We start from the raw sequence: 20522 nt of genomic DNA, 5'->3' as shown, positions 1-20522 counted from the left end.
TTGCCGCTGACCAGCATCCAATGACCGTCAACCGAAACACAGTCCGGCGCGATTTCAGCGTCCGGACGAAGGAGATGCCATGTCTATCCGACACACTGCCGCGCTCGCCGCCCTGCTGCTGCTTGGCACGTCCCCGTTCGCACAGGCCGCCGACAAGCCAACCGATCCGCAGATCGCCCACATCGCCTACACGGCCGGGGTCATCGACGTCGAAACGGCCAAGCTGGCGATCGAGAAATCGAAGAACAAGGAGGTCGTCAATTTCGCCAACGACATGGTGCGCGACCATGAAGCCGTGAATGTTCAGGCGCTCGACCTGGTGAAGAAGCTCAAGGTCACGCCGGAAGACAACGCCACCAGCCAGGCGCTGACCAAAGCTGCGGCGGAGGAGCGGGCCAAGCTCGCCAAACTCGACGGCGCTGCCTTCGACAAGGCCTATGTCGACAATGAGGTCGCCTACCACAAGCAGGTCAACGGCGCGCTCGAAACCCTTTTGATCCCGTCGGCGCAGAATGCCGAACTGAAGAGCCTGCTGGAAACCGGCCTGAAGATTTTCCAGGGCCATGAGCAGCACGCCGAGCACGTCGCCGGCATGCTCAAGTAAGGACCGGGAGCATGCCGAAACGCCATCTGTGGATTGCGTTGGCGCTGGCCGTCGGTACCGTTCCGGCGCGAGCAGAAACCATCCAGGTCATCATCGACAGGCTGGTGTTCTCGCCAGCCACCGTCGAGGCCAAGGTCGGCGACACGATCGAGTGGGTGAACAAGGATGTGTTCGCCCACACGGCCACCGTGAAAGGCGGCTGGGAGGTGATGATCCCGCCGAAGAAATCCGCAAGCCTGACATTGAAGGCGGCGGGAAAGGTCGACTATTTCTGCCGCTTTCACCCCAACATGAAAGGCCGTTTGGTGGTGGCCCCCTGATCCAGCGCCAACGAGGCTCGCCTGGCCTCGTCGGGGCGCGCGATATGCGTCCACGAGCCGTCATAGCCCGGCTCGCGGCGTGCGATCCAGGCATCCAGCCCTTCGCGCAGATCAGCGGTCGGGGCCATGCGGGCGAACTGCTCGGCCTCGACAGCCAAGCCTTCGGCGATGCTCTGGTTGAGGCCGCGCGTCACTGCCGTGAGGATGCTGGCGATCGCCAGATCGGAGTGCCGCAGGATACGCCTGGCCAGGCCGATCGCGGCCGGCATCAACTCGGCATGCGGCACAACCTCGTTGACGAGACCCAGCTCAAGCGCCCGCGGCGGCGCAAACCAGTCGCCGGTCAACAGCAGTTCGAGCGCCCGCTTGCGCCCGGCGAGCCTCGGCAGGCGTTGGGTTCCGCCAAAGGTCGGCGGCATTGCAAGGCTGATTTCCGGCTTGGCGAACAAAGCGCGGTCGCTGGCGATGGCCAGCGGCACCGCCTCGGTGATTTCGCAACCGCCACCAAAGGCAATGCCGTTGACGGCAGCGATGACGGGTTTGCGAAACGCTTCCAGCCTCGCCGTCAGCCGTTGCCCGCGCATGACGAAGTCCCGCATCGCGACATCGACGCCGACCGCCACGCTTGCCGAGAACTCATGAATGTCGCCGCCCGCCGAAAACGCCCGCTCCCCTGCTCCGGTCAGAATGATTGCGCGGACGCTGTCATCGACTTCAATGTCGTCGAGGATCGCAAGCAGGCGATCGATCAGGGCATAATTCAGCGCGTTGAGCTTCTCCGGCCGGTTGAGGGTGAGGATGGCAATCCCATCCCGGGTTTCGCTAAGGACAAGATCGGTCATTGGCTCTTCCTTCTTCATCATGCTGATGACCGGAAGACTATGCCTCTTTCCGCTTGTGTATATTCACTAGTCGGTATACCTAAGCTCATGCCTGACACGCAAAGTCCTACCCGCAAACGCATTGTCGATGCCGCGACCAGGCTCTTCTATGCCGAAGGAATCGGTCGCGTCAGCGTCGATGCCGTCGCCGAGGAAGCGGGTCTCACCAAGCGCACGCTCTACTACCATTTCAAGAGCAAGGACGACCTCATCGCGGCCTATCTCGATGGCCGCGACCAACCCAATCTGAAGCGGATGGCTGGCTGGTTCGATGCTGCCGAAGGCGGCGCGGATCGCAAGGTCGAGGCGATCTTCACCAATCTGGCGCGGTCCGCTCGTCACCCGAAATGGAAAGGATGCGGCTTCCTGCGCACGGCCGCCGAACTCGCCTCGATGCCCGGACATCCGGCGGTCAAGGTCGGCGCGCGGCACAAGCTGAATTTCGAAACATGGCTGGCCGGCGCCTTGTCGGACCATGGCGTCGGCGAGCCGCCTGCCTTGGCACGCGAGATCGTGCTTTTGATCGACGGCTGCTTTTCGATCATGCTGATCCACCGCAATCCCGATTATATCGAGGCCGCCGGCCGCGCCGCGGCGACGCTGGTGCGGGCGCGGATTTCAGGCAGCCAGGTCTAAAGCGCGACGCGCTTTAAGCCTTTGGTTTTATGCATATCGTTGCCCCAAAACCGGGGCCACTTTTGGGCGACATGCATTAGAACCCAAACGCCAGCCATGCCGTGCCGGCGGCCAGCGTTATCAGCGTCAGCGGCAAGCCGACCTTGAAAAAAGCGCCGAACGACAGCGTCGTGCCGGCGGCCCGTGCCTGTTCGGCGACGATCAGATTGGCGACCGAACCCAGCAGCGTGAAATTGCCGGCCAGCGTCGAACTCATGGCGACGACCAGCCAGGCGCGCTCGGGGTTTTCGAGGCCCGGTATGAAGGGCCGAAGCGCCAGCACGGCCGGGACATTGCTCATGATGTTGGAGAGCACCGCGGTGAAACCGGACAGGCGCCAGACGTCGCCCAGCCCGAGGTTCTTGGCCGAAGCGATCATGTCTGGCGAAAGAAGCGTCTTTTCGGCGCCGGCGACCACAACGAACAGACCGGCGAACATGAACAGCAGCGGACCGTCGATCTCGCGGTAGATGCGTTCCGGCTTGATCGCCCGGGTGAGCAAGAGGATGGCGCCGCCGATGAGTGCGGCCTTGGCGACGGGCACACCGGCGAAGAAGGCGATTGCCAGTCCGATGCAGACCACCACCGCCTTCAGCACCTGCCCCTTGTGCATGCGGCCACGCGAGACTTCGGGCGTCAGTTGGACAGTTCGGGCGAATTCGGCCCGGAAGACGATACGGATGATGACGACAACCGCGATGAGGCCGAACAGGGCGACCGGAGCGAGCGCTGCTGAAAAGGCCGGATAGGAAATGCCCGAAAGCGCGCCGATGACCATGTTTTGCGGATTGCCGGTGATGGTGGCGACGCTGCCGCAATTCGACGCGGTGGCGGTGGCGATCAGATAGGGGATCGGGTTGCGCTTGATGATGCGGGTGACGTGGACGACGATCGGCGCCATGACGAGGCAGATGGCGTCGTTGACCAGGAAGGCGGACAACACGCCGGTCAGCACCGTCACCATCACCAAAAGCATGAAGGGCGCGTGCGCGTGCTCGATGGCGATGGCGCCAAGGCCGCGAAAGGCGCCCGACACTTTCAGATGCGCCACCACGATCATCATGCCGAGCAGAAGCGTGATGGTGTCGAAATTGATCGCCCGGTAGGCATCCTCCATGCTGAGCGCGCCGATGGCGATCATCGCGGCCCCGCCGAGAAGCGCGATCCCCGCCCGGTCGAGGCGCAGGCCGGGGATGCGGCCGATGGCGACACCGGCGTAAGTCAGGATCAGGATCAGCAGTGCCGCCGCGCCCATCAATGTCATCGATAAGAAGTCCTGCCCTGTGGCGCGCCGCTGCCTGTCAGCCCCAATGGGCTGATTTGCGTGCCTGCTTTAGCGCGATGTCGAGATCGATGACAGACAGCCAGGCATGTTGTTGCGTCAAGCACCGCCCAAGGGATGACGTGCCGCTAACGCAGATAGAAATCCAGCCTTTGTCGCAGTGCCTGCGGTGAAAACAGCTGCTCGACGGTCTGCCGTGCCTTGAGGCCCACTGCCGCCCGCAGCGCCGGATCGGCTTTGAGATCGGCCAGGATCCGCGCCGCCTGCTGCGTCGTTTCGAACAAGAAGCCGTTTTCGCCATGCCTGATATGATCGGAATAGCCTCCATATGAATGGCAGACCACGGGCAACCCGCAGGCCATCGCCTCGAACACGACGCGACCGAAGGTTTCCACATGCCAACCGGTGCGATAATAAAACACGTCGAGCGTCTGCAGAAACGCTTCGGCGGAAAATTGGCCGGGTGGCAACAGCTCGAGTTGCGGATGCGGCATGAGGCTGCCCTTGAGCCCTGTCCCTCCCTGAATCCGCAAGGCTGTACCTTCAGCCAGCAATGTCTCGTAAAGGGGTATGTCATCGGGATGATGTTTGCCCGGCCCATCGCGGCTCAAGCGTCCGACGGTGAACGGACGATCCGAATCCAGACGCCGTGTTGAAAAACGTTCGATCTCGATCGGAGAGGGGTGCACGGTGCCGTCGATTTGGAGCAATCGCTTCTGAAAGTCGGAAACAAGCACTATCTCGGCGGCGGGCCATCCCAAGCTCCGAGGCATGCGCGTGGTGAGGTTGAGAACCTTCGGATGAAGGGTGTTGAAGTCGTAAATCAGCCGGCGCGGCCGCGGGATCAGGTAAGGCCACACCTTGTTGCGCCAATGCGCTCCGAGAAAAACGTAAGTGCCGCCATCCGGAACTTTTCGCGTAAGCGGGGAAATACGACGTATCGGGAATTGCCGCATTAATTCACCTGAAGCCCGCGATGACGCAGCCCAAAGGCGCACCTCCGAATCGGCGCTCAACAGCCGATAGAGTTCCAAGGTCTTGAGGTCACTGCCACCGAAAGGATCCTGAAAGCCGTTGAACAAATGGATCATAATCGTGTGCTTACCTGACCGTTTCCGCCATTGTTCGCCGGCGTCAAAATCATGATCGCACGTCGGCCGTAACCCTTGGAAACTCAGGAGTGAGAACCGTTTCTGCCGACAACGAAACATCGCCAACGCGGGGGGAGTATACCGGTAAGCGGTTGCAGTCCATGGCCTATCGAGCCGGCATGCTATCCCTAAAGATCGGAATCCCGGCATATGACTGTAAGCATTGAAGCGTCGAGAAAGCGGCCTGCGTCGATTTCGAGAGCTTCCCGATCAGCCATCCGCAAGTTTCTGCCGTCAATGCACGGTGGCGACCCCGGGCGCAGGCGCCGGAGACGTTCCGGCCGGATCGAAGCTGACTTGATCGCGTCCGTTCGACTTGGCCGTGTAAAGCCTTTTGTCGGCAGCGGAGAAGATTTCCTCATAGGTGATCGGGCCGGTGAAGCTTGTGCCGCCGATGCTGACGGAAAGCGGACAAGGCCTGCCGCCGGGTGAGAATTCCATCTCCCTGATACGCCGGCGGATGCTTTCGGCAACCACCCAGGATTGCGAGGGATCCACGCCGGGCAGAAACACGCCGAATTCTTCGCCGCCGATGCGGCCGACGATATCGCCGCCACGCAGTTGCCCCTTGATCGCCTGCGCTATCAGTTTGAGTGCCTGATCGCCGCAATCATGACCCAGACGGTCATTGATCGACTTGAAGTGGTCGGCGTCGATGATCAGCAGCGCGCCCGAACGGGTTTGCTCCTGCTTTCGGGTCTGCTCGAGATAGGCTTCGACCAGCATCGAGAAGGCGCCACGGTTCAGCACCGCCGTCAGGCTGTCGGTCGCGGCAATGACGCTGAGATCGCGCTGTGCGATGGCCAGCTGGCGAATCTTCCACATCAGGAAAAACAGAAACGAACCACCCAGCACCAAAGGCAGCATCAGGTCGGTCATCTGTGCCCGCCACAGAGCCTCGGGCGAAAGATAGGGAAAGTTGAAGGAATCGACGAAGAACGCCACGGCAATGAAGAATGCCGTACCGACTGCCGTGACAGCGATCACCCTGCCCCAGCTCGTCGGCGACAGATCGAGCTTCATCGCGTTCAACTCCGTTAGCCGTCGCTACTATGACGCACCAACCCCAACAAATTGATAAGACTTTCCCTCCAATTCGATATCGGGCGGCGGAACCAACCCGCCGGCCCTGTCGATGACTTGCGACAGACGCTACAAGACGGCCGCTGGAAAGCAGCCATCCTGTTTCAGAGCTTGAAGGCGTGGGCCAACTGCCGGCCGAGCAAGGGCAAAACGGCGCGCGAAGCCAGACCGCTCGTCGTCAGTTGAGCGTCGGCTCACTCAGCGCATCGACGACAAAGGATGCCGCGATCAGGTCGTCGGCATCGAGGCGCAGGGAGCCTCCGTCGCCTCCCATGGCTGAAGCCACTTTTTGAAAGGTCTTCATTTCATATTCCGTGATCCGGGCGTCCTGCATCCTGGCCTTGAGGTCGGCGATGCGCCGATCCAGAGCCGAAGATATGCCTATTTCTCGCTTCGACATGGCAACACTCCTCCCCACCCTTGTTTGCCTCCCGCCTGTCCACTTTTATATGAGGGTCCGCGAATACAGCGGGCCGAACGCGCCGTGCGCGGGAAGGTTCCGAAAAGGCAGAGTAACGAAATAATACGCTGGCCCCAGCCGACTGCCCGGCCACGCTAAATCCCCTCATCACCATGATAGAGCTGAACAGCTTGCGGTATTTACCGCTGTCGTGGCGTTCCTGGATGGAAAGAGGTGATTCCGTGACTTGCTATATAAGGCATAGCTAATCCTTGACGCCAGCCGGATGCCGCCCCAGAATCAGAAGCATGGCAATAAAGGTCGGCGACGAAGTGGCGGTCATGGCGACGGTGCTGAAGCGCGTCACGGAAGACCGCGTCAGCGTGTCGATCCCCGGTTACAATTTTCCGCATTCGGTCACGCTGGCCAAGGGCCAGCCGATGGAATTATCCGGCGACGTTACGCAGATCGACGGCGACAAGGCCACGGTGTCGTTCGGACAATGGTCACCGTGGATCTGGACAAGGTGCACCTGGTGCAAAGCCACCTCCCGCCGAAGCGAAGGGATCTGAGGATGTGAACACGCGAAGCTCCACCGTCTCAGGGATCCAGCCCCTTACGTCCCAGCAGTGCAGAGCCGCACGAGCGATGCTGAAATGGTCGCAGGTGCGACTCGCCGCGAAGTGCGGCCTTAGCGAAGGAACGATCGGCAGTTTCGAGAGCGGACGAAGGATTCCGAGTTCGGCCAAGCTGGCTGCCATCCGTCGAGGGTTGGAGGCAGCGGGCGTGGTTTTCATCGATCAGAAGGTTGCAAGGACCAAGAGCGGTCCGCCTCGTCAAACTATCGGCGGAACATAATTTAGATATCGCTGTTAGATCCCAAACGGGAGGCGCGCGATGTTCAAAGGTGAAATCGGCATTGTTTCGGACTGGTCGAAATTGGTGGCGGACGATCCTCTGATCGCCGCCGATATTGCCCAGCGTCTTTCTGTTCACGCTTGCAATGACAACACTCCCGCTGCCGCCGACGGCCCGTCGCCCGGCACCGAAACATTTCGAAATCCCCACTTTGCCGGCCTCGTGACACCCGCCGAATATCCTCGCCCGATCGTGCTTCTAGCCACGATCTATGCGTCGACGGTCCTGGGGGTAACGCTGCTTCTGGCGGCGGCGGTTTGAGCGCACGAGGCCTGGTGACGCTCTCTGAAAGCCCATGTCTCTGGTATAAACCGCGACCTATGTGTCCGGAATGGACCCGAAAGGCTTTGGCGATCCCGACAGGATTCGAACCTGTGACCATCGGCTTAGAAGGCCGGTGCTCTATCCAGCTGAGCTACGGGACCGCTGGCCGGCCGGCGGGCCGGCTGGATATTCTGGCGCCGGGCGCCGTTCAATGCGTCCAGGGCGTCCTGCGGTCATAGCGGAAATTCTCCGCATAGGAAATCTGGCGGCGCTTGGTCTCTTTCGGCTCTTCGACGCGGAAAGCGAGCCCTTGCTTTTCGGCGTAGGCCACCGCCTCTTCCCGCGTGTCGAAGCTAAGCCTGATCTGGCTTCTCATGTCTGCCGACGTCGTATAGCCCATCAGCGGATCGATCTTCTTGCGCGTCTCGGGATCGAATTCCAGCACCCAGTGGCCGGTCTTGGCCTTGCCGGACTGCATCGCGGTTTTGGCTGGGCTGAAAATGCGCGCGGACATGGCCACCTCGTTCTTGTGCAAGGCAGCATCGCCACCCTTCGCCCGTCATTACTGCGCAATGCGCACGGCGGCAAGGTTTTTGCTCTCGCGGGTTTTTGCACTTGCCATGCACCACCGAAATGAATAGGCAACAGACCGTTCGGAGTGTAGCGCAGCCTGGTAGCGCATCTGGTTTGGGACCAGAGGGTCGGGAGTTCGAATCTCTCCACTCCGACCATCCCCTCACAGCCCAATGCCCGGCGCAGCCATATGCTCACTTGCTCCGGCTCCGGTCGTGCATCCGGCGGCCGCGGGCCGGTTCGGCAACAGGGGATTCAGATGCTTGGAATCGATGCCTGGGTGTCGCTTTTCGGACCGGCCTACTTTGCCTATGCCGGTATCACCGCTCCGTTCATGGTGACGTGGGCAATTGCCTGCGCCGCACTGGCGATGTGGAACAACCGTGAAAGCCGCAGACAGGCGAGGCAGGCCCCAGGCGCCGTCGTCTCCCGCTCCTGGCGTGTCAGTATCGGAATGTTTGTGCTGGTCGCCGCCGGCTATATCGCCGCTCACTCTGCCGTCTACCTCGCGGTCCGTCATTTCGCCAGAATGTGGCTCTGAGACTGGCCTCTCAGGCTAAATCTCGAATTCGCCCTGCCCTTCGTCCATGGCGTTGACGGTTTCGGCTGCCAGCGCCCTGGTGATCGAGGTCTTGCGTTCGAGCGCGGTCCGGTCGAGCCGCTCCACCACGCGCATCGCTGTCGCCAGCGAGCGCTCGATACGGCGGACCAGATACTGTACGACATGCGGTTCGACCTCGATCTGACGGTCGGCGAAGAGTTTTGTGATGACGCCGGCGAGCAGGAGATCGTCGGGCTCATGAATTTCCACTGTCGCCGCCGCTTTCAGCCGTGAGGCGAGATCAGGCAGCGTGATGCCCCAGGCGGACGGGAAGCGGCGCGCCGTCAGGAGCAGCGTCGACCCGGCACCACGCACCGCATTGATCAGATGGAACAGGCTCTGTTCATCGACCGCGCCGGTATCGACATCGTCGATCAGTGCCGGCCGCGCGCCGAGATTGGCAATGCTGTCGCCGATGCGCCTGGCGTCGACCGCCACCGCATCGGCACGCGCGCGCCAGATCGAGGCCAGATGCGTCTTGCCCGAACCCGCGGGACCGGCCAGCACCACGACCGGCGATGGCCAGTCCGGCCAGCGGTCGACCAGCGCCACCGCCTGGTTGTTGGTGCCGGAGACGACGAGTTCGTCGCGCGAATAGCCGGTGCCATGGCCGAGATCGAGCGGCAACTGGCGTGGCGGGTCGGTTGGCTGGGCAGTCACTTCAGCGACGCGGTTGCGTGCGGTGGCCGCCGCCGCGATCGGCCGGAAGCTGCGGCACAGGTGCCGCGCCGCGGCCCTTGTAGAGCGGCGATTCGAGATAGCGGGCAATGGCGAACCGCACCAGCACGGCGACGGCCGCAGAAGCCGGCACCGCGATCAACAAGCCGACGAAGCCGAACAGCGCACCGAAGGCAAAAAGCGAAAACATCAGCCATACCGGGTGCAGGCCGACGCTTTTGCCGACCAGCCGCGGCTGCAGGATGTTGCCCTCGATGAACTGACCGATGAAGAACACGACCGCGACGGCGACGATCATCGTCCAGTCCGGCCAGAACTGGACGAAGGCGACGCCGACGGCCAGCACCAGCCCGGTCAGCGAGCCGACATAAGGGATGAAGGAAATCAGCCCGGCGAACAGGCCGATGAGGATGCCGAAATTCAGTCCGGTCAGCGTCAGCCCGGTGGCATAAATGGCGCCCAGCACCAGGCACAGCGTGCCTTGGCCGCGCACGAAGCCGGCTGTGGCGGTGTTGATGTCACGCGCGATGGCGCGCACGGTCGCGACGTTGTCGCGCGGCACCCAACCGTCGATGACCGCCACCATGCGGTCCCAGTCGAGCAGCATGTAGAAGGCGACCACCGGCGTCACCACGAACAGGCTGACCACCGAGACCAGCGCCATGCCGGAACTCCACAGTGAGGTGAAGACGGTGGTGATCAGGCCGAAGCCCGAGGTCAGCAGCGAATTCAGCCCGTCGCGCAAGCTATTGGCGTTGACGCCGAACTTCTGTTCCAGCCATTTCGGATCGAACGAGGTGATCAGGCTTTGCAGCCGGGTCAGATATTCCGGCAATTTGCCGGCGAAATCGGCCATCTGCGTGGCCAGAACGGGGATGAGGATGACGAAGGCCAGCACCAGCACGATGAGGAAGGTGATGAGGATGACCACCGTCGCCATGAAACGGGACAGGCCGAGCCGCTGCAGCCGGTCGGCAACGGGATCGAGGAAATAGGCAAGCACCATGCCGGCGACGAAGGGCAGCAGGATCGCGCTGAAAACATAGAGGAAAAGCGCCAGCAGCGCGGCGCCGGCCAGCCAGAAGAAGATCTGGCGGCGAAAGGTCGCGGACGCGGCGGTGTCGGCGGCCGCGGCCTCGATCGCTGCCGCTTCTGTCTCAGATGTCCGGAGTGGAGCCTTCGCCATAGCCGCTCATGTGCCTCAGCCAAGTCACGAGATAGGCTGCGGCCGAAGCCACGGTCAAGACCCCGGACAGCAATATGAGAACTGACCTCAGCGGGTCGAGGTGAACGGCAAGGGCAAGTTCTCCCAGCACAAGCGCGGCCAGCACGATCTGGATCGCGGTGTTGGCCTTCGACACGAACAACGGTTTCATCTCGACCGGATGGGTCATGACGGCGGACAACACCACCGCGCAGACGATCAACGCGTCGCGCGACACCATGATGACGACAAGCCACAGCGGCAATTGCCCGATGAAGCTCATGACAACGAACACCGAAACCAGCAGCAGCTTGTCCGCCACCGGGTCGAGATAGGCGCCGAGGGTGGATTGCTGGTTGAAACGGCGGGCGATGAACCCGTCGACGCCGTCGGAAATACCGGCGACGAGGAACCCGGCAAAAGCCCAGTCCCAGCGCGCCTGCAGCATCGCCAGCACCACCGCCGGCACCAGGATAAGGCGCAGGATGGTGATCAGGTTGGGGATGGTCAAATGCTTGGCACCTCCTCTTGGTCGGAGATAGATGATGAAGATGGTGAGTGGCAACAAGGGAGAAGCTGCCGATCTCCCCGCATGGGAGAGCGGTTTTCAGCCCGGCTTTCGCCAATCACGAGCCCCTACGCGCGCCCTGTCCACGGTTTTGTAGGTCGAGATGGCCGTTATCCTTGCGGACAGAAACCGTTCATGCGAAGAGCCCGCGACAAGGAAAATTGTTGAACGGGCACCAGAAATGAGCAAGCGCGACGTGAACAAGCGCAAGAACGGGCTCACCTATGCCGCGGCCGGTGTCGATATCGATGCCGGCAATCTCATGGTCGAGAAGATCAAGCCGCTGGTGCGCGCGACGCGCCGGCCGGGCGCCGATGGTGAGATCGGCGGTTTCGGAGGCCTGTTCGACCTCAAGGCCGCGGGCTTTACCGACCCGGTGCTGGTGGCGGCCAATGACGGCGTCGGCACCAAGCTCAAGATCGCCATCGATGCCGGCAAGCACGACACAATCGGCATCGACCTCGTCGCCATGTGCGTCAACGACATCGTCGTGCAAGGTGCCGAACCGCTGTTCTTCCTCGACTATTTCGCCACCGGCAAGCTCGATCCCGACCAGGGTGCCGCGATCGTCGGCGGCATTGCCGAGGGCTGCCGCCAGGCCGGCTGCGCGCTGATCGGCGGCGAGACGGCCGAGATGCCCGGCATGTATCACGGCAATGATTACGACCTGGCCGGCTTTGCGGTGGGCGCCGCCGAACGCGGCCAATTGCTGCCCACCGACGATATTGTCGAAGGCGACGTGCTGCTGGGCCTGGCTTCCTCTGGCTTGCACTCGAACGGATATTCGCTGGTGCGCCGCATCGTCGCCGTCAGCGGTCTGTCGTGGAGCGATCCGGCGCCGTTCAACGACGAGGCCACGCTGGCCGAGGCGCTGCTCGAGCCGACCCGCATCTACGTCAAGTCGATTCTCAAGGCGATCCGCAACACGCATGGTATCAAGGCGCTCGCCCACATCACCGGCGGCGGCTTCCCGGAAAACATCCCGCGCGTGCTGCCCAAGGATTTTTCGGCCGAACTCGACCTCGAAGCGATCGACGTTCCTGCCGTGTTTTCGTGGCTGGCCAAGACCGGCGGCGTGGCGCCGGAAGAGATGATGCGCACTTTCAATTGCGGCATCGGCATGATTCTGGCCGTCGCATCCGGCCAGGCAGCACAGGTCGCCGCCGTGCTGCAGGAGGCCGGCGAGACGGTGACGCCGATCGGCCGCATCGTGCCGCGCCGCGACGCCGGGGTCATCTATCGGGGCTCGATCGGCCTATGAGCGCGCAGAGGAAACGCACCGTTGTCCTGATCTCGGGACGCGGCTCCAACATGACCGCGCTGATTGCCGCGGCCAGCGACCCGGCGTTCCCGGCCGAGATCGTCGGTGTCATTTCCGACAAGGCGGATGCCGCCGGGCTCGGCATCGCCAGGGCGCGCGGCATCGCCACGCAGGTCGTCTCGCGTGCCGACCATGGCAGCAAGCAGGCGCATGACGCGGCAATAGACGCGGCGCTCGCGGCCTTCAACGCCGAGATCGTGGCGCTGGCCGGCTATATGCGCATCCTCACCCCCGGCTTCGTCCAGAGATGGCAGGGCCGCATGATCAACATCCACCCTGCCCTGCTGCCGGCGTTCAAGGGGCTCGACACCCATGTGCGCGCACTGGCCGCCGGCATCCGCATCCATGGCTGCACCGTGCACTTCGTCACCTCCGAGATGGACGACGGTCCGATCATCGCACAGGCGGCCGTACCGGTGATGGTCGGCGACACCGCCGATACATTGGCAGCCCGCGTGCTGAAGACCGAACACCGGCTCTATCCGCTGGCGCTGGGACTGGTTGCCGAAGGCAAGGCGCGCATGGAGGCCGGCCGCACCGTGCTTGCCCACTTTGCCGACGATGCCGACAACGGCACCTCGGTGGTGATGGCCCCGGATCCGCTGCGCGAGGAAGCCGACCTCGAGCATCTGGCGCGCATCACGCCTTGAACCTAGATCGGGAATGACAACGGCACTTAGCCTGGAACCGCCAAATCAGACTCGGTGCCAGGCCGAAACGGACCGGCTGCGCAGAGCTTGGCTGGAAGGATTGGAAAGCGGCCCGTTAGATCCCTTCGACATTGAAGCGATCAAACAAAAGGCCCGCACTCGTCTGACCAGTCTCCCTGGTCCTGACCGACATCGATGAGACAACTACTCCTCCTCCGTCACGCCAAATCGAGCTGGGACGACCCTGATCTCGATGATTTCGACCGGCCTTTGGCCGAACGCGGGGTTAAGGCGGCGTGCTTGATGGGACGCGAGCTTGCGGCGCGCGGCTGGCTGCCGGACCTGGCGCTGGTGTCGCCGGCACTGCGCACCCGCGACACCTGGCGGCTTGTGGCGGCGGAGCTGCCCGTGCCACCCCGGATCGCATTCAAGGCGCTGTACGATGCTTCAGCGGCGGACATTCTGAGCCAGATTGGTCAAACCGACGCTTCAAGCGGCAGCTTGCTGGTAATTGGCCACAATCCGGGCCTGGAACATTTGGCCAGACAGCTTGCCGGGCCGGGGTCAGACGCCAAGGCGCTCAAGAGACTTGAGGAGAAATTCCCGACGGCAGCCCTGGCCCGGGTGGTCTTCGAAGGCGATTGGTCCGTCGTGTCCCCCGCCCGGTTGACACATTGCCTGCGGCCGAAGGACCTTGGCTAGCGTCCATGGCAGGTGCGGCAGGCCAAGCCCACCGCACGCCCGCTTGAGCCGTCAGTTTCCCCAGTTGCCCTGGCCGGATTCCGGCTGGACCGAATCGGGCCTCAGCGTGAGGTCGCGGTGCTTGACCAGCCTGTGGGTCGAAGCCGTGTAACTGTGGTCGACATTGACCGCGCGCGAGGTGACGGCCGGCTGATTGACATTGTCCGAACCATAGTTGTCGCTGCCGGCATAAGCGGTGCCAGTGGCAACGAGGATGGCGGCGGCGGTAAGAGCGATCCTGGTCATTTTATTTACTCCGGTATTCCTGTTCCTGTCCGTCTAGTGGCGTGCCCTTGGGAGGAATTTCGCGTCGCTCGGACAGCCTCGATCTGGGTTTTTCGTGCGCCGACTTCCAATCACGAAGACGTTCCCTCACGCGCGAAATCCGGACCTCGAACGTGGGCCAAGGTGTTGAGCTCACCCTGTTTTATCAATTGATCTCAAACGCTTATAAGGGGGATACCTGACGCACGGTGCGGCGGTTCGTCGAGCCAGCGCTCGCCATCCGTTCACGATTCGTCAACATAAATTGAACCAGTTGGTTCGATTACGATCGGCGCCCGACACTGGCGCCGTCGGCCGAAGTCCTGCTCATGCATAAAAAACAAGAGCGGCGGGCAAAGCCCACCGCTCTTTGTGGTCGCAGACTTCAGAAAATCAACGACCCCAGATGCCCTGGCCCGACTGAGCCGGCACGTTGGCATTGGCATCACCCTGCGTCTTCACGGACTTCGGGATCGAGCCGGTGTGCGTGGTGTCGATGTTGGACACGGACTGGTTCGCAACCGGCTGGTTGGCATTGTAAGAGCCGTAATTGTCGCTGCCGGCAAAAGCGGTGCCCGTGGCAACGAGGATGGCGGCGGCGGTGAGTGCGATCTTGGTCATTTTATTTACTCCTGAATTCAAGATTGGGTTGATAGCGGCAGTCGCGATTAGCGACCGAAGAGATTGCGGTCAGCGCCCTGCGAAGCGGGGGCCTGGACGGTCTGCGTCGACTTCGAGACCGAAGCGGTGACTGAATGGTCGACAGTGACGGCAGGCTGATTGGCGTTGGCCGAGCCATAGTTGTCGCTGCCGGCAAAAGCAGTGCCCGTGGCGACGAGGATGGCGGCGGCGGTAAGAGCGATCTTGGTCATTTTATTTACTCCTGAATTCAAGATTGGGTTGATATCGGCAGTCGCGATTAGCGGCCGAAGAGATTGCGGTCAGCGCCCTGCGAAGCGGGGGCCTGGACGGTCTGTGTCACCTTCGAGGTCGAAGCGGTGACCGAATGGTCGACAGTGACGGCAGGCTGATTGGCGTTGGCCGAGCCATAGTTGTCGCTGCCGGCAAAAGCAGTGCTCGTGGCAACGAGGATGGCGGCGGCGGTAAGAGCGATCTTGGTCATTTTATTTACTCCAGTATTTCTTTGTTCTGTCCGTCTAGGGGCGTGCCCTTGGGAGGAATTTCGCGTCACTCGGACCACCCCGAGATGGGCTTGCCCTGCCGCGGATTCCAATCACGAAGATGTTCCCCCGCGGCTCGAATTCGGACCTTGAAATTTGGCACAGGGCCTCGGTGGTCATAATTTTACTGTTCGAAATCAAATCGTTAGTGAGATTCTTCTCCCACCATACGAGGCCGACAACCAAGCCAGCGTTCACCATCTGCTATACAGTCCGTCAACAGAAATCGAACCGAACGGTTCGGTTTGAAGAGACCTGACCCCTCCAGCATTCTTTTTTACGGTGCGGAGGCGGACGAGATATGGGTGCGTACGTCCAACCGGGACGACAAACCGGCCGCTACAGGCCGGTCATGCCCAGCACGTCGCGCATGTCATATTCGCCGGGCGGACGTCCAGCCACCCAGAGTGCGGCGGCGATGGCGCCGCGGGCGAACATGATGCGGTCGCCGGCTGCATGCGACAAGGTTAAGGTCTCGCCCTCGGCGCAGAAGCTGACGCTGTGTTCCCCGACGATGCTGCCGCCACGCAGTACCGCAAAGCCGATCTCGCCGGTCGGCCGCGAGCCCATGACGCCGTCGCGTGCACGCCTTGCGACCGTGTCCAGATCGATGCCGCGTCCGCCGGCTGCGGCATGCCCCAGCATCAACGCCGTTCCCGATGGCGCATCGACCTTGTGGCGATGATGCGCCTCGATAATCTCCACGTCCCAGTCATCGGGATCGAGTGCCCGCGCGGCCTGCTCGACCAGTCCGATCAACATGTTGAGCCCGAGCGAAAAGCTGCCGGAGCGCACGATGGCAATTGTTTTCGCGGCGTCGGCGATCGCAGCCGAATCATCAGCATCGAAGCCCGTTGAGCCGATGACCAGGGCCGGCCCGCCGCGTTCGGCGCAAATGCTGGCCAGATCAGCCGAGGCAGCCGGCGTGGTAAAGTCGATGACCACGTCGGCCACGGCAAGCGCCTCGTCGCGGCTCACCAGCCCTTCGCCGATACTGCCCGGCCGGTGGAAGCGGGCGGCGAGCGCCAGCCGCGCGTCGCCCTGCACGGCCGCCGCCATCTCGCGGCCCATGCGGCCCAGCGCACCCGCGATGGCGACCCTGACCGGTGGTTTCGACATGGCGCTATCCCGCGGCTATTTATTTCCACATGCCGCGCATGCGCGCGCCGATGTCGACGCGCACCTCCGGCCGGGCCGCCCTGCCCTGTGCCGCTTGCGCGGTCGGCCACGATACCTGCTGGAACGCGGCAAGGATCGAAGCCGGGATGAAGCGGGTGCGCGAGGCATAGAGATGGCGGTCGCCGCGCGCCGCCTGGCCGTGCGGAAAGAAGCGTTGCGGCATGACCAGGTTGAGATTGTCCTTGGCCCGCGTCATCGCCACGTAGAGCAGCCGGCGCTCCTCCTCGATGTCCTCCTTGGTGCCGACGCCGAGATCGGCCGGGATACAGCCGTCGACCGTGTTGAGCACGAAGACGTTCTTCCATTCCTGGCCCTTGGCCGAATGGATGGTCGACAGGATCAGATAGTCCTCGTCGCGATGCGGCGGCCCGGCCTGGTCACTGGTGGCGTCCGGCGGGTCGAGCGTCAGTTCGGTGAGGAAGCGCTCGCGCGAGGCATAGCCCGAGCCGATCTGCTCGAGCTGCAACAGGTCGGCGCGCCGCGTCGTCGCATCTTCGTGGATGCGCTCCAGATGTGGCTCATACCACAGCCTGATCTGTTCGAGGTCGGCAGGCCATTTGGCGCCGGCGCGCAGGCCGGAATAGAGCGAGACGAAGCCCGGCCAGTCATCCGCCGCGCGTTGCGGCGGACGCCAGCCGGCCAGCCCCATGGCCTCGTCCAGCGCCGTCGTCATGGTCTCGACGATCTGCGCGGCAGCCGAAGGGCCGATGCCTGGCATCAGCTGCAGCACGCGGAAGCCGGCGACGCGGTCGCGCGGGTTCTCGGCGAAGCGCAGCACCGCCAGCACGTCCTTGACATGGGCTGCATCGAGGAATTTCAGCCCGCCGAACTTGACGAAGGGAATGTTGCGCCGCGTCAGCTCGATCTCCAGCGGGCCGCTGTGGTGCGAGGCGCGAAACAGCACCGCCTGCGATTTCAGTGCCGTGCCGGCCTCGCGCTCGGCCAGGATGGTATCGCAGACGAAATTGGCCTGCTCGACCTCGTCGCGCACGCTCACCAGTTTTGGCCTGTCGGTCGACTTGCGCTCCGACCACAGGTTTTTGGTGAAGCGCTCCGAGGCTTCGCCGATCACCGCATTGGCGGCCTCCAGGATGGTTTCGGTCGAGCGGTAATTGCGCTCCAGCATCACGACGTCGGCGGCTTGCGCGAACTGGTTGGGGAAGTCGAGGATGTTGCGCACCTCGGCGGCACGGAACGAATAGATCGACTGTGCATCGTCGCCCACCACCGTCAGCCCGGCGCCGTCGGGTTTCAGTGCCATCAGGATCGAAGCCTGCAAGCGGTTGGTGTCCTGGTATTCGTCGACCAGCACATGGTCGAAACGCCCGCCCAGATGCGCCGCCATCTCGGGCTCCGCCGCCATCTGCGCCCAGTAGAGCAGCAAATCGTCGTAATCGAGCACGTTCTGTGCCTGCTTGGCCTCGACATAACCGGCGAACAATTCTTTCAGTTGCTCCGCCCAGCCGGCGCACCAGGGAAAGGCAGAACCCAAGACCTCGTTGAGCGGCGCCTGTGCGTTGACGGCGCGCGAATAGATGGCAAGGCAGGTTCCCTTGGTGGGGAAGCGCGCTTCCGTCTTCGAGAAGCCGAGTTCGTGGCGGACCAGGTTCATCAGGTCGGCGGAATCCTCGCGATCATGGATGGTGAAGGCAGGGTCGAGGCCGATCTCCAGCGCATAGTCGCGAAGCAGCCGCGCGCCGATGCCGTGAAAGGTTCCCGCCCAGGTCAGCGCATCGGTGAGGACAGCTGCATCGCGGCCGAGCACTTCGCCGGCGATACGCTCGACGCGCCTGGCCATTTCGGACGCGGCGCGGCGCGAGAAAGTCATCAGCAGGATGCGGCGCGGGTCGGCCCCCTTGACGACCAAATGGGCGACGCGGTGAGCCAGCGTGTTGGTCTTGCCCGAACCCGCGCCGGCAATGACCAGCAGCGGACCGGCTATTTGGCCGTCGCCGTGCTCGACTGCCTGGCGCTGGGCATCGTTGAGCCGGGCGAGATAGGCAGGCTGGACGGTCGGGGCCCGAAAGGTCGAATCAGCAGTGGCGAGGTTCATCGCCCATCAAGCATCGTTTCTGCTTTGTTCGCAACGTCGATGCGAGGCTGGCCTCGTGCTCGACAGGCCGAAGCGTGACGTCCGTGTCTTTAGCGTTGCGGATCGACACCCATGTCGGCCGACTGCCGCCGCAAGGTCTCGCGATCATATTGCGACGGCGGCAACAGCAGCGGGTCGACCGTATCGGGCACGTTTTCGACCATCTTCCTGGCGATACGATAGGTGACATAGGCGAAGGCGCCGACGACGAGCAGACGGAACATGGTGCAACACTCCTTTGGAGCAGAACCAACCGGGGAAACCGCCTTTGGTTCCCTTGCCAATCGTCCACGCGCGCAGTCGAAGATGGAGGACGGCTATGGGTTTCGCCAGCGCTTTCCCGATGCATTCTCGGGGCACCGGAGGCGGAACTTGGCGTTTGCGGGGCTCGTGTCCTGCCGCATGCCGCTGTGGCGTCCCGGACAGGCTTTTGGGGAAGAAGGCCGGCGCCGCTTGGGAGGAGGAATGAAGCGCCGGCCAAGCGGATAATGAGGTCCGCCGCACAGGTGAGGCTAGCTGAGTCTTTCCCCTGCGTCATTGGGGGATTATCTTTGTTAAAAACGTACCGATGCGCACGGCCCTATCGGTCGCCGGTCCGTCACAAGCTTGTCTTGACCATCATCCCCGCAATCTCAATAAACTCCGGAGCTGGTTGGCAATAGCGGTGGTGTTTGGGCTAGCGGCGAGCGCGGCCTGGGGATCAAAACTCGATCATCTTCCCGCCTCGCCACTCAGCCTTTGCCTGACCACGGCGACATGGAAGTCCGTGCCGAACAACAGCCCCTCATCGTTGAAGTCGTAGCTGGAATTGTGCAACGGCGCGGAAGCCTCGCCATTGCCGAGGAAGACGAAGCAACCCGGCACATGGTCGAGGAAGCGGGCGAAATCCTCGGAGGCGGTCATCGGCTCGCGGGCGACGGCGATGTTGCCGGGTTCGAAGACGTGCCTTGCGGCGGCAAATGCCGCATCGACCAGTTCGGAATCGTTGCGCAGCGGCACGAACTCCCTGCTGTACTTGACCTCGGCGGTGACATTGTAGGCGACGGCGATGCCCTCGGCGATGATGCGCATTTGCCGCTCGATCTCGGCGCTGACCTCGGGCCGGAAGCTGCGCGCATCGCCGAGGATGCGGGCAAGGCCGGGCAGAGCGTTGCGGGTGCCGTCGGTGATCAGCTCGGTCACCGAAACCACCGATATGTCGGCCGGGCTCAGCCGGCGCGAGACGATGGTCTGCAGATTGGTGACCAGCGCGCAGGCGGCGACCAGCGTCTCGTTGCCCGCATGCGGTCGCGCGGCATGACCGCCGAGCCCTTTAAGCACGATCTCGAAGATATCCTCGGCCGACATTATGGGGCCGGCACGGGTCTCGAAATGCCCGATCGGCAGGCCGGGCATGTTGTGCAGGCCGAAGATCTCGTCGAAGGGAAAGCGCTGCATCAGCCCATCGTCGAGCATGGCGAGCGCGCCCCTGCCCCATTCCTCGGCTGGCTGGAAGACGAAGCGCACGGTGCCGTCGAAACCGCCCTCACCTGCCAGCAGCTTTGCCGCGCCGAGCAGCATGGTTGTGTGGCCGTCATGGCCGCAGGCATGCATGATGCCAGGGTTGCAGGAACGGTAGGATGCGTCCGACTGCTCTGATATGCGCAACGCATCCATGTCGGCCCTGAGCGCAATCGCCCGGTTGCCGCTGCCGCGCTTCAGCGTGCCGACGACGCCGGTGCCGCCGACACCTTCGGTGACATCGTCGAGGCCGAACTCACGCAGTTTGGCGGCGACGAAGGCCGCGGTGCGCTTCTCCTCGAAGCCGAATTCCGGGTGAGCGTGCAAATCGCGCCGCCAGAAAATCATCTCCTGCTTCAGCGCGTCACGATCCAGTTCAGACATTCTTCTGC

The 20522-nt window shown here is 62.8% G+C and carries 27 protein-coding genes and 2 tRNA genes; 11 read left to right on the top strand and 18 right to left on the bottom strand.

The window, feature by feature from the left end; all coding sequences use genetic code 11:
- Positions 1–79 precede the first annotated feature (79 nt).
- Both EOA19_RS27440 and EOA19_RS27435 read left to right on the top strand, forming a co-directional pair.
- Positions 80–604, top strand: a complete 525-nt coding sequence (locus EOA19_RS27440) for a DUF4142 domain-containing protein (protein WP_128305374.1) — start codon at positions 80–82, stop codon at positions 602–604.
- Between the two features lie 11 nt (positions 605–615).
- Positions 616–924, top strand: coding sequence for a cupredoxin family copper-binding protein (locus EOA19_RS27435; protein ID WP_128305373.1), 309 nt, complete (start codon positions 616–618; stop codon positions 922–924).
- On the opposite strand, the gene EOA19_RS27430 is transcribed toward EOA19_RS27435, so the two are convergent.
- On the bottom strand, positions 885–1766 hold the full coding sequence (locus EOA19_RS27430; RefSeq protein WP_128305372.1) for a crotonase/enoyl-CoA hydratase family protein: 882 nt from the start codon (positions 1764–1766) through the stop codon (positions 885–887). The genes EOA19_RS27435 and EOA19_RS27430 overlap by 40 nt on opposite strands.
- A gap of 87 nt (positions 1767–1853) precedes the next feature.
- Between EOA19_RS27430 and EOA19_RS27425 the strand changes: the two genes are divergently transcribed.
- The gene (locus tag EOA19_RS27425) at positions 1854–2441 is read left to right on the top strand and encodes a TetR/AcrR family transcriptional regulator (protein ID WP_164748925.1); all 588 of its coding nucleotides are present in this window, start codon (positions 1854–1856) and stop codon (positions 2439–2441) included.
- Positions 2442–2517: 76 nt separating this feature from the next.
- Here EOA19_RS27425 and EOA19_RS27415 read toward each other — a convergent pair whose 3' ends face one another.
- The 4 genes from EOA19_RS27415 to EOA19_RS27400 all read right to left on the bottom strand — a co-directional run bounded on the left by EOA19_RS27415 (position 2518) and on the right by EOA19_RS27400 (position 6396).
- Positions 2518–3744 carry an anion transporter gene (locus EOA19_RS27415; protein WP_128305371.1) on the bottom strand — a complete coding sequence of 409 codons (1227 nt, stop codon included), beginning with the start codon at positions 3742–3744 and terminating at the stop codon, positions 2518–2520.
- 146 nt (positions 3745–3890) lie between these two features.
- On the bottom strand, positions 3891–4853 hold the full coding sequence (locus EOA19_RS27410; RefSeq protein ID WP_128305370.1) for a glycosyltransferase family 4 protein: 963 nt from the start codon (positions 4851–4853) through the stop codon (positions 3891–3893).
- 294 nt (positions 4854–5147) lie between these two features.
- Positions 5148–5936 (bottom strand): GGDEF domain-containing protein, encoded by a 789-nt coding sequence (locus EOA19_RS27405; RefSeq protein ID WP_128305369.1) that lies wholly within the window; start codon positions 5934–5936, stop codon positions 5148–5150.
- A gap of 238 nt (positions 5937–6174) precedes the next feature.
- Positions 6175–6396, bottom strand: a complete 222-nt coding sequence (locus tag EOA19_RS27400; RefSeq protein ID WP_023814103.1) for a hypothetical protein — start codon at positions 6394–6396, stop codon at positions 6175–6177.
- 308 nt (positions 6397–6704) lie between these two features.
- On the opposite strand from EOA19_RS27400, the gene EOA19_RS27395 reads away from it, so the two are divergent.
- From EOA19_RS27395 to EOA19_RS27385, 3 genes are read left to right on the top strand one after another with little or no spacing between them, the layout of a single operon-like run.
- The gene (locus tag EOA19_RS27395; RefSeq protein ID WP_348629854.1) at positions 6705–6968 is read left to right on the top strand and encodes a hypothetical protein; all 264 of its coding nucleotides are present in this window, start codon (positions 6705–6707) and stop codon (positions 6966–6968) included.
- 4 nt (positions 6969–6972) lie between these two features.
- Positions 6973–7254 (top strand): helix-turn-helix transcriptional regulator, encoded by a 282-nt coding sequence (locus EOA19_RS27390; protein WP_031213538.1) that lies wholly within the window; start codon positions 6973–6975, stop codon positions 7252–7254.
- 39 nt (positions 7255–7293) lie between these two features.
- Positions 7294–7575, top strand: a complete 282-nt coding sequence (locus EOA19_RS27385; RefSeq protein WP_128305368.1) for a hypothetical protein — start codon at positions 7294–7296, stop codon at positions 7573–7575.
- 87 nt (positions 7576–7662) lie between these two features.
- Here EOA19_RS27385 and EOA19_RS27380 read toward each other — a convergent pair.
- Both EOA19_RS27380 and EOA19_RS27375 read right to left on the bottom strand, forming a co-directional pair.
- Positions 7663–7739 (bottom strand) — tRNA-Arg (locus EOA19_RS27380).
- A gap of 47 nt (positions 7740–7786) precedes the next feature.
- Entirely contained in the window at positions 7787–8092 is a 306-nt protein-coding gene (locus tag EOA19_RS27375; protein ID WP_023812590.1) for an ETC complex I subunit, read from the bottom strand.
- A 140-nt stretch (positions 8093–8232) separates the two neighbouring features.
- Here EOA19_RS27375 and EOA19_RS27370 point away from each other — a divergent pair.
- Together EOA19_RS27370 and EOA19_RS27365 are read left to right on the top strand one after the other, a co-directional pair.
- Positions 8233–8309: transfer RNA gene (locus tag EOA19_RS27370), tRNA-Pro, on the top strand.
- A 101-nt stretch (positions 8310–8410) separates the two neighbouring features.
- Entirely contained in the window at positions 8411–8692 is a 282-nt protein-coding gene (locus EOA19_RS27365) for a hypothetical protein (protein WP_128305367.1), read from the top strand.
- A gap of 15 nt (positions 8693–8707) precedes the next feature.
- Here the strand turns inward: EOA19_RS27365 and hdaA are convergent, their stop codons facing one another.
- The 3 genes from hdaA to EOA19_RS27350 are packed head-to-tail and all read right to left on the bottom strand — an operon-like array spanning position 8708 to position 11145.
- Complete coding sequence (hdaA, locus tag EOA19_RS27360) at positions 8708–9412, bottom strand: DnaA regulatory inactivator HdaA (RefSeq protein ID WP_128305366.1); 705 nt, start codon at positions 9410–9412, stop codon at positions 8708–8710.
- Between the two features lies 1 nt (position 9413).
- Entirely contained in the window at positions 9414–10616 is a 1203-nt protein-coding gene (locus EOA19_RS27355) for an AI-2E family transporter (RefSeq protein ID WP_128305365.1), read from the bottom strand.
- A complete protein-coding gene (locus tag EOA19_RS27350) occupies positions 10588–11145 on the bottom strand; it encodes a CDP-alcohol phosphatidyltransferase family protein (protein ID WP_023812594.1) in 558 nt (185 codons plus the stop codon). Before EOA19_RS27350 ends, EOA19_RS27355 begins: the two co-directional genes overlap by 29 nt.
- 238 nt (positions 11146–11383) lie before the next feature.
- On the opposite strand from EOA19_RS27350, the gene purM reads away from it, so the two are divergent.
- The 3 genes from purM to EOA19_RS27330 all read left to right on the top strand — a co-directional run bounded on the left by purM (position 11384) and on the right by EOA19_RS27330 (position 13875).
- Positions 11384–12463 (top strand): phosphoribosylformylglycinamidine cyclo-ligase, encoded by a 1080-nt coding sequence (purM, locus tag EOA19_RS27345; RefSeq protein WP_023812595.1) that lies wholly within the window; start codon positions 11384–11386, stop codon positions 12461–12463.
- Positions 12460–13173, top strand: coding sequence for a phosphoribosylglycinamide formyltransferase (gene purN / locus EOA19_RS27340; RefSeq protein ID WP_023812596.1), 714 nt, complete (start codon positions 12460–12462; stop codon positions 13171–13173). Before purM ends, purN begins: the two co-directional genes overlap by 4 nt.
- 195 nt (positions 13174–13368) lie before the next feature.
- On the top strand, positions 13369–13875 hold the full coding sequence (locus EOA19_RS27330; protein ID WP_023812597.1) for a histidine phosphatase family protein: 507 nt from the start codon (positions 13369–13371) through the stop codon (positions 13873–13875).
- Positions 13876–13926: 51 nt separating this feature from the next.
- Here the strand turns inward: EOA19_RS27330 and EOA19_RS27325 are convergent, their stop codons facing one another.
- The 8 genes from EOA19_RS27325 to EOA19_RS27290 form a co-directional block, all read right to left on the bottom strand.
- Positions 13927–14160: a DUF680 domain-containing protein gene (locus tag EOA19_RS27325; RefSeq protein WP_023812598.1), complete on the bottom strand. Its 234-nt coding sequence runs from the start codon at positions 14158–14160 to the stop codon at positions 13927–13929.
- Between the two features lie 411 nt (positions 14161–14571).
- Entirely contained in the window at positions 14572–14799 is a 228-nt protein-coding gene (locus EOA19_RS27320) for a DUF680 domain-containing protein (RefSeq protein ID WP_023812599.1), read from the bottom strand.
- A 47-nt stretch (positions 14800–14846) separates the two neighbouring features.
- Positions 14847–15050: a DUF680 domain-containing protein gene (locus EOA19_RS27315; protein WP_128305364.1), complete on the bottom strand. Its 204-nt coding sequence runs from the start codon at positions 15048–15050 to the stop codon at positions 14847–14849.
- A 47-nt stretch (positions 15051–15097) separates the two neighbouring features.
- A complete protein-coding gene (locus EOA19_RS27310) occupies positions 15098–15301 on the bottom strand; it encodes a DUF680 domain-containing protein (protein ID WP_128305363.1) in 204 nt (67 codons plus the stop codon).
- Positions 15302–15698: 397 nt separating this feature from the next.
- On the bottom strand, positions 15699–16478 hold the full coding sequence (gene dapB, locus EOA19_RS27305; protein WP_128305362.1) for a 4-hydroxy-tetrahydrodipicolinate reductase: 780 nt from the start codon (positions 16476–16478) through the stop codon (positions 15699–15701).
- Between the two features lie 19 nt (positions 16479–16497).
- Positions 16498–18591, bottom strand: a complete 2094-nt coding sequence (locus EOA19_RS27300; RefSeq protein ID WP_128305361.1) for an ATP-dependent helicase — start codon at positions 18589–18591, stop codon at positions 16498–16500.
- Positions 18592–18680: 89 nt separating this feature from the next.
- Complete coding sequence (locus tag EOA19_RS27295) at positions 18681–18854, bottom strand: hypothetical protein (protein ID WP_023812604.1); 174 nt, start codon at positions 18852–18854, stop codon at positions 18681–18683.
- Between the two features lie 487 nt (positions 18855–19341).
- Positions 19342–20514 (bottom strand): M20 aminoacylase family protein, encoded by a 1173-nt coding sequence (locus EOA19_RS27290; RefSeq protein ID WP_128305360.1) that lies wholly within the window; start codon positions 20512–20514, stop codon positions 19342–19344.
- Positions 20515–20522 lie beyond the last annotated feature (8 nt).

The sequence above is a fragment of the Mesorhizobium sp. M7A.F.Ca.US.010.02.1.1 genome (assembly GCF_004023085.1).
GTDB lineage: Bacteria > Pseudomonadota > Alphaproteobacteria > Rhizobiales > Rhizobiaceae > Mesorhizobium.
This window is presented reverse-complemented; position numbering and strand designations above follow the sequence as displayed.

Bases quoted from the DNA above. Each gene is read 5' to 3' on its own strand.
- EOA19_RS27440 (WP_128305374.1), top strand. From the start codon at position 80: ATGTCTATCCGACACACTGCCGCGCTCGCCGCCCTGCTGCTGCTTGGC.
- EOA19_RS27435 (WP_128305373.1), top strand. From the start codon at position 616: ATGCCGAAACGCCATCTGTGGATTGCGTTGGCGCTGGCCGTCGGTACC.
- EOA19_RS27430 (WP_128305372.1), bottom strand. From the start codon at position 1,766: ATGACCGATCTTGTCCTTAGCGAAACCCGGGATGGGATTGCCATCCTC.
- EOA19_RS27425 (WP_164748925.1), top strand. From the start codon at position 1,854: ATGCCTGACACGCAAAGTCCTACCCGCAAACGCATTGTCGATGCCGCG.
- EOA19_RS27415 (WP_128305371.1), bottom strand. From the start codon at position 3,744: ATGACATTGATGGGCGCGGCGGCACTGCTGATCCTGATCCTGACTTAC.
- EOA19_RS27410 (WP_128305370.1), bottom strand. From the start codon at position 4,853: ATGATCCATTTGTTCAACGGCTTTCAGGATCCTTTCGGTGGCAGTGAC.
- EOA19_RS27405 (WP_128305369.1), bottom strand. From the start codon at position 5,936: ATGAAGCTCGATCTGTCGCCGACGAGCTGGGGCAGGGTGATCGCTGTC.
- EOA19_RS27400 (WP_023814103.1), bottom strand. From the start codon at position 6,396: ATGTCGAAGCGAGAAATAGGCATATCTTCGGCTCTGGATCGGCGCATC.
- EOA19_RS27395 (WP_348629854.1), top strand. From the start codon at position 6,705: ATGGCAATAAAGGTCGGCGACGAAGTGGCGGTCATGGCGACGGTGCTG.
- EOA19_RS27385 (WP_128305368.1), top strand. From the start codon at position 7,294: ATGTTCAAAGGTGAAATCGGCATTGTTTCGGACTGGTCGAAATTGGTG.
- EOA19_RS27375 (WP_023812590.1), bottom strand. From the start codon at position 8,092: ATGTCCGCGCGCATTTTCAGCCCAGCCAAAACCGCGATGCAGTCCGGC.
- EOA19_RS27365 (WP_128305367.1), top strand. From the start codon at position 8,411: ATGCTTGGAATCGATGCCTGGGTGTCGCTTTTCGGACCGGCCTACTTT.
- EOA19_RS27355 (WP_128305365.1), bottom strand. From the start codon at position 10,616: ATGGCGAAGGCTCCACTCCGGACATCTGAGACAGAAGCGGCAGCGATC.
- purM (WP_023812595.1), top strand. From the start codon at position 11,384: ATGAGCAAGCGCGACGTGAACAAGCGCAAGAACGGGCTCACCTATGCC.
- purN (WP_023812596.1), top strand. From the start codon at position 12,460: ATGAGCGCGCAGAGGAAACGCACCGTTGTCCTGATCTCGGGACGCGGC.
- EOA19_RS27330 (WP_023812597.1), top strand. From the start codon at position 13,369: ATGAGACAACTACTCCTCCTCCGTCACGCCAAATCGAGCTGGGACGAC.
- EOA19_RS27325 (WP_023812598.1), bottom strand. From the start codon at position 14,160: ATGACCAGGATCGCTCTTACCGCCGCCGCCATCCTCGTTGCCACTGGC.
- EOA19_RS27320 (WP_023812599.1), bottom strand. From the start codon at position 14,799: ATGACCAAGATCGCACTCACCGCCGCCGCCATCCTCGTTGCCACGGGC.
- EOA19_RS27315 (WP_128305364.1), bottom strand. From the start codon at position 15,050: ATGACCAAGATCGCTCTTACCGCCGCCGCCATCCTCGTCGCCACGGGC.
- EOA19_RS27310 (WP_128305363.1), bottom strand. From the start codon at position 15,301: ATGACCAAGATCGCTCTTACCGCCGCCGCCATCCTCGTTGCCACGAGC.
- dapB (WP_128305362.1), bottom strand. From the start codon at position 16,478: ATGTCGAAACCACCGGTCAGGGTCGCCATCGCGGGTGCGCTGGGCCGC.
- EOA19_RS27300 (WP_128305361.1), bottom strand. From the start codon at position 18,591: ATGAACCTCGCCACTGCTGATTCGACCTTTCGGGCCCCGACCGTCCAG.
- EOA19_RS27295 (WP_023812604.1), bottom strand. From the start codon at position 18,854: ATGTTCCGTCTGCTCGTCGTCGGCGCCTTCGCCTATGTCACCTATCGT.
- EOA19_RS27290 (WP_128305360.1), bottom strand. From the start codon at position 20,514: ATGTCTGAACTGGATCGTGACGCGCTGAAGCAGGAGATGATTTTCTGG.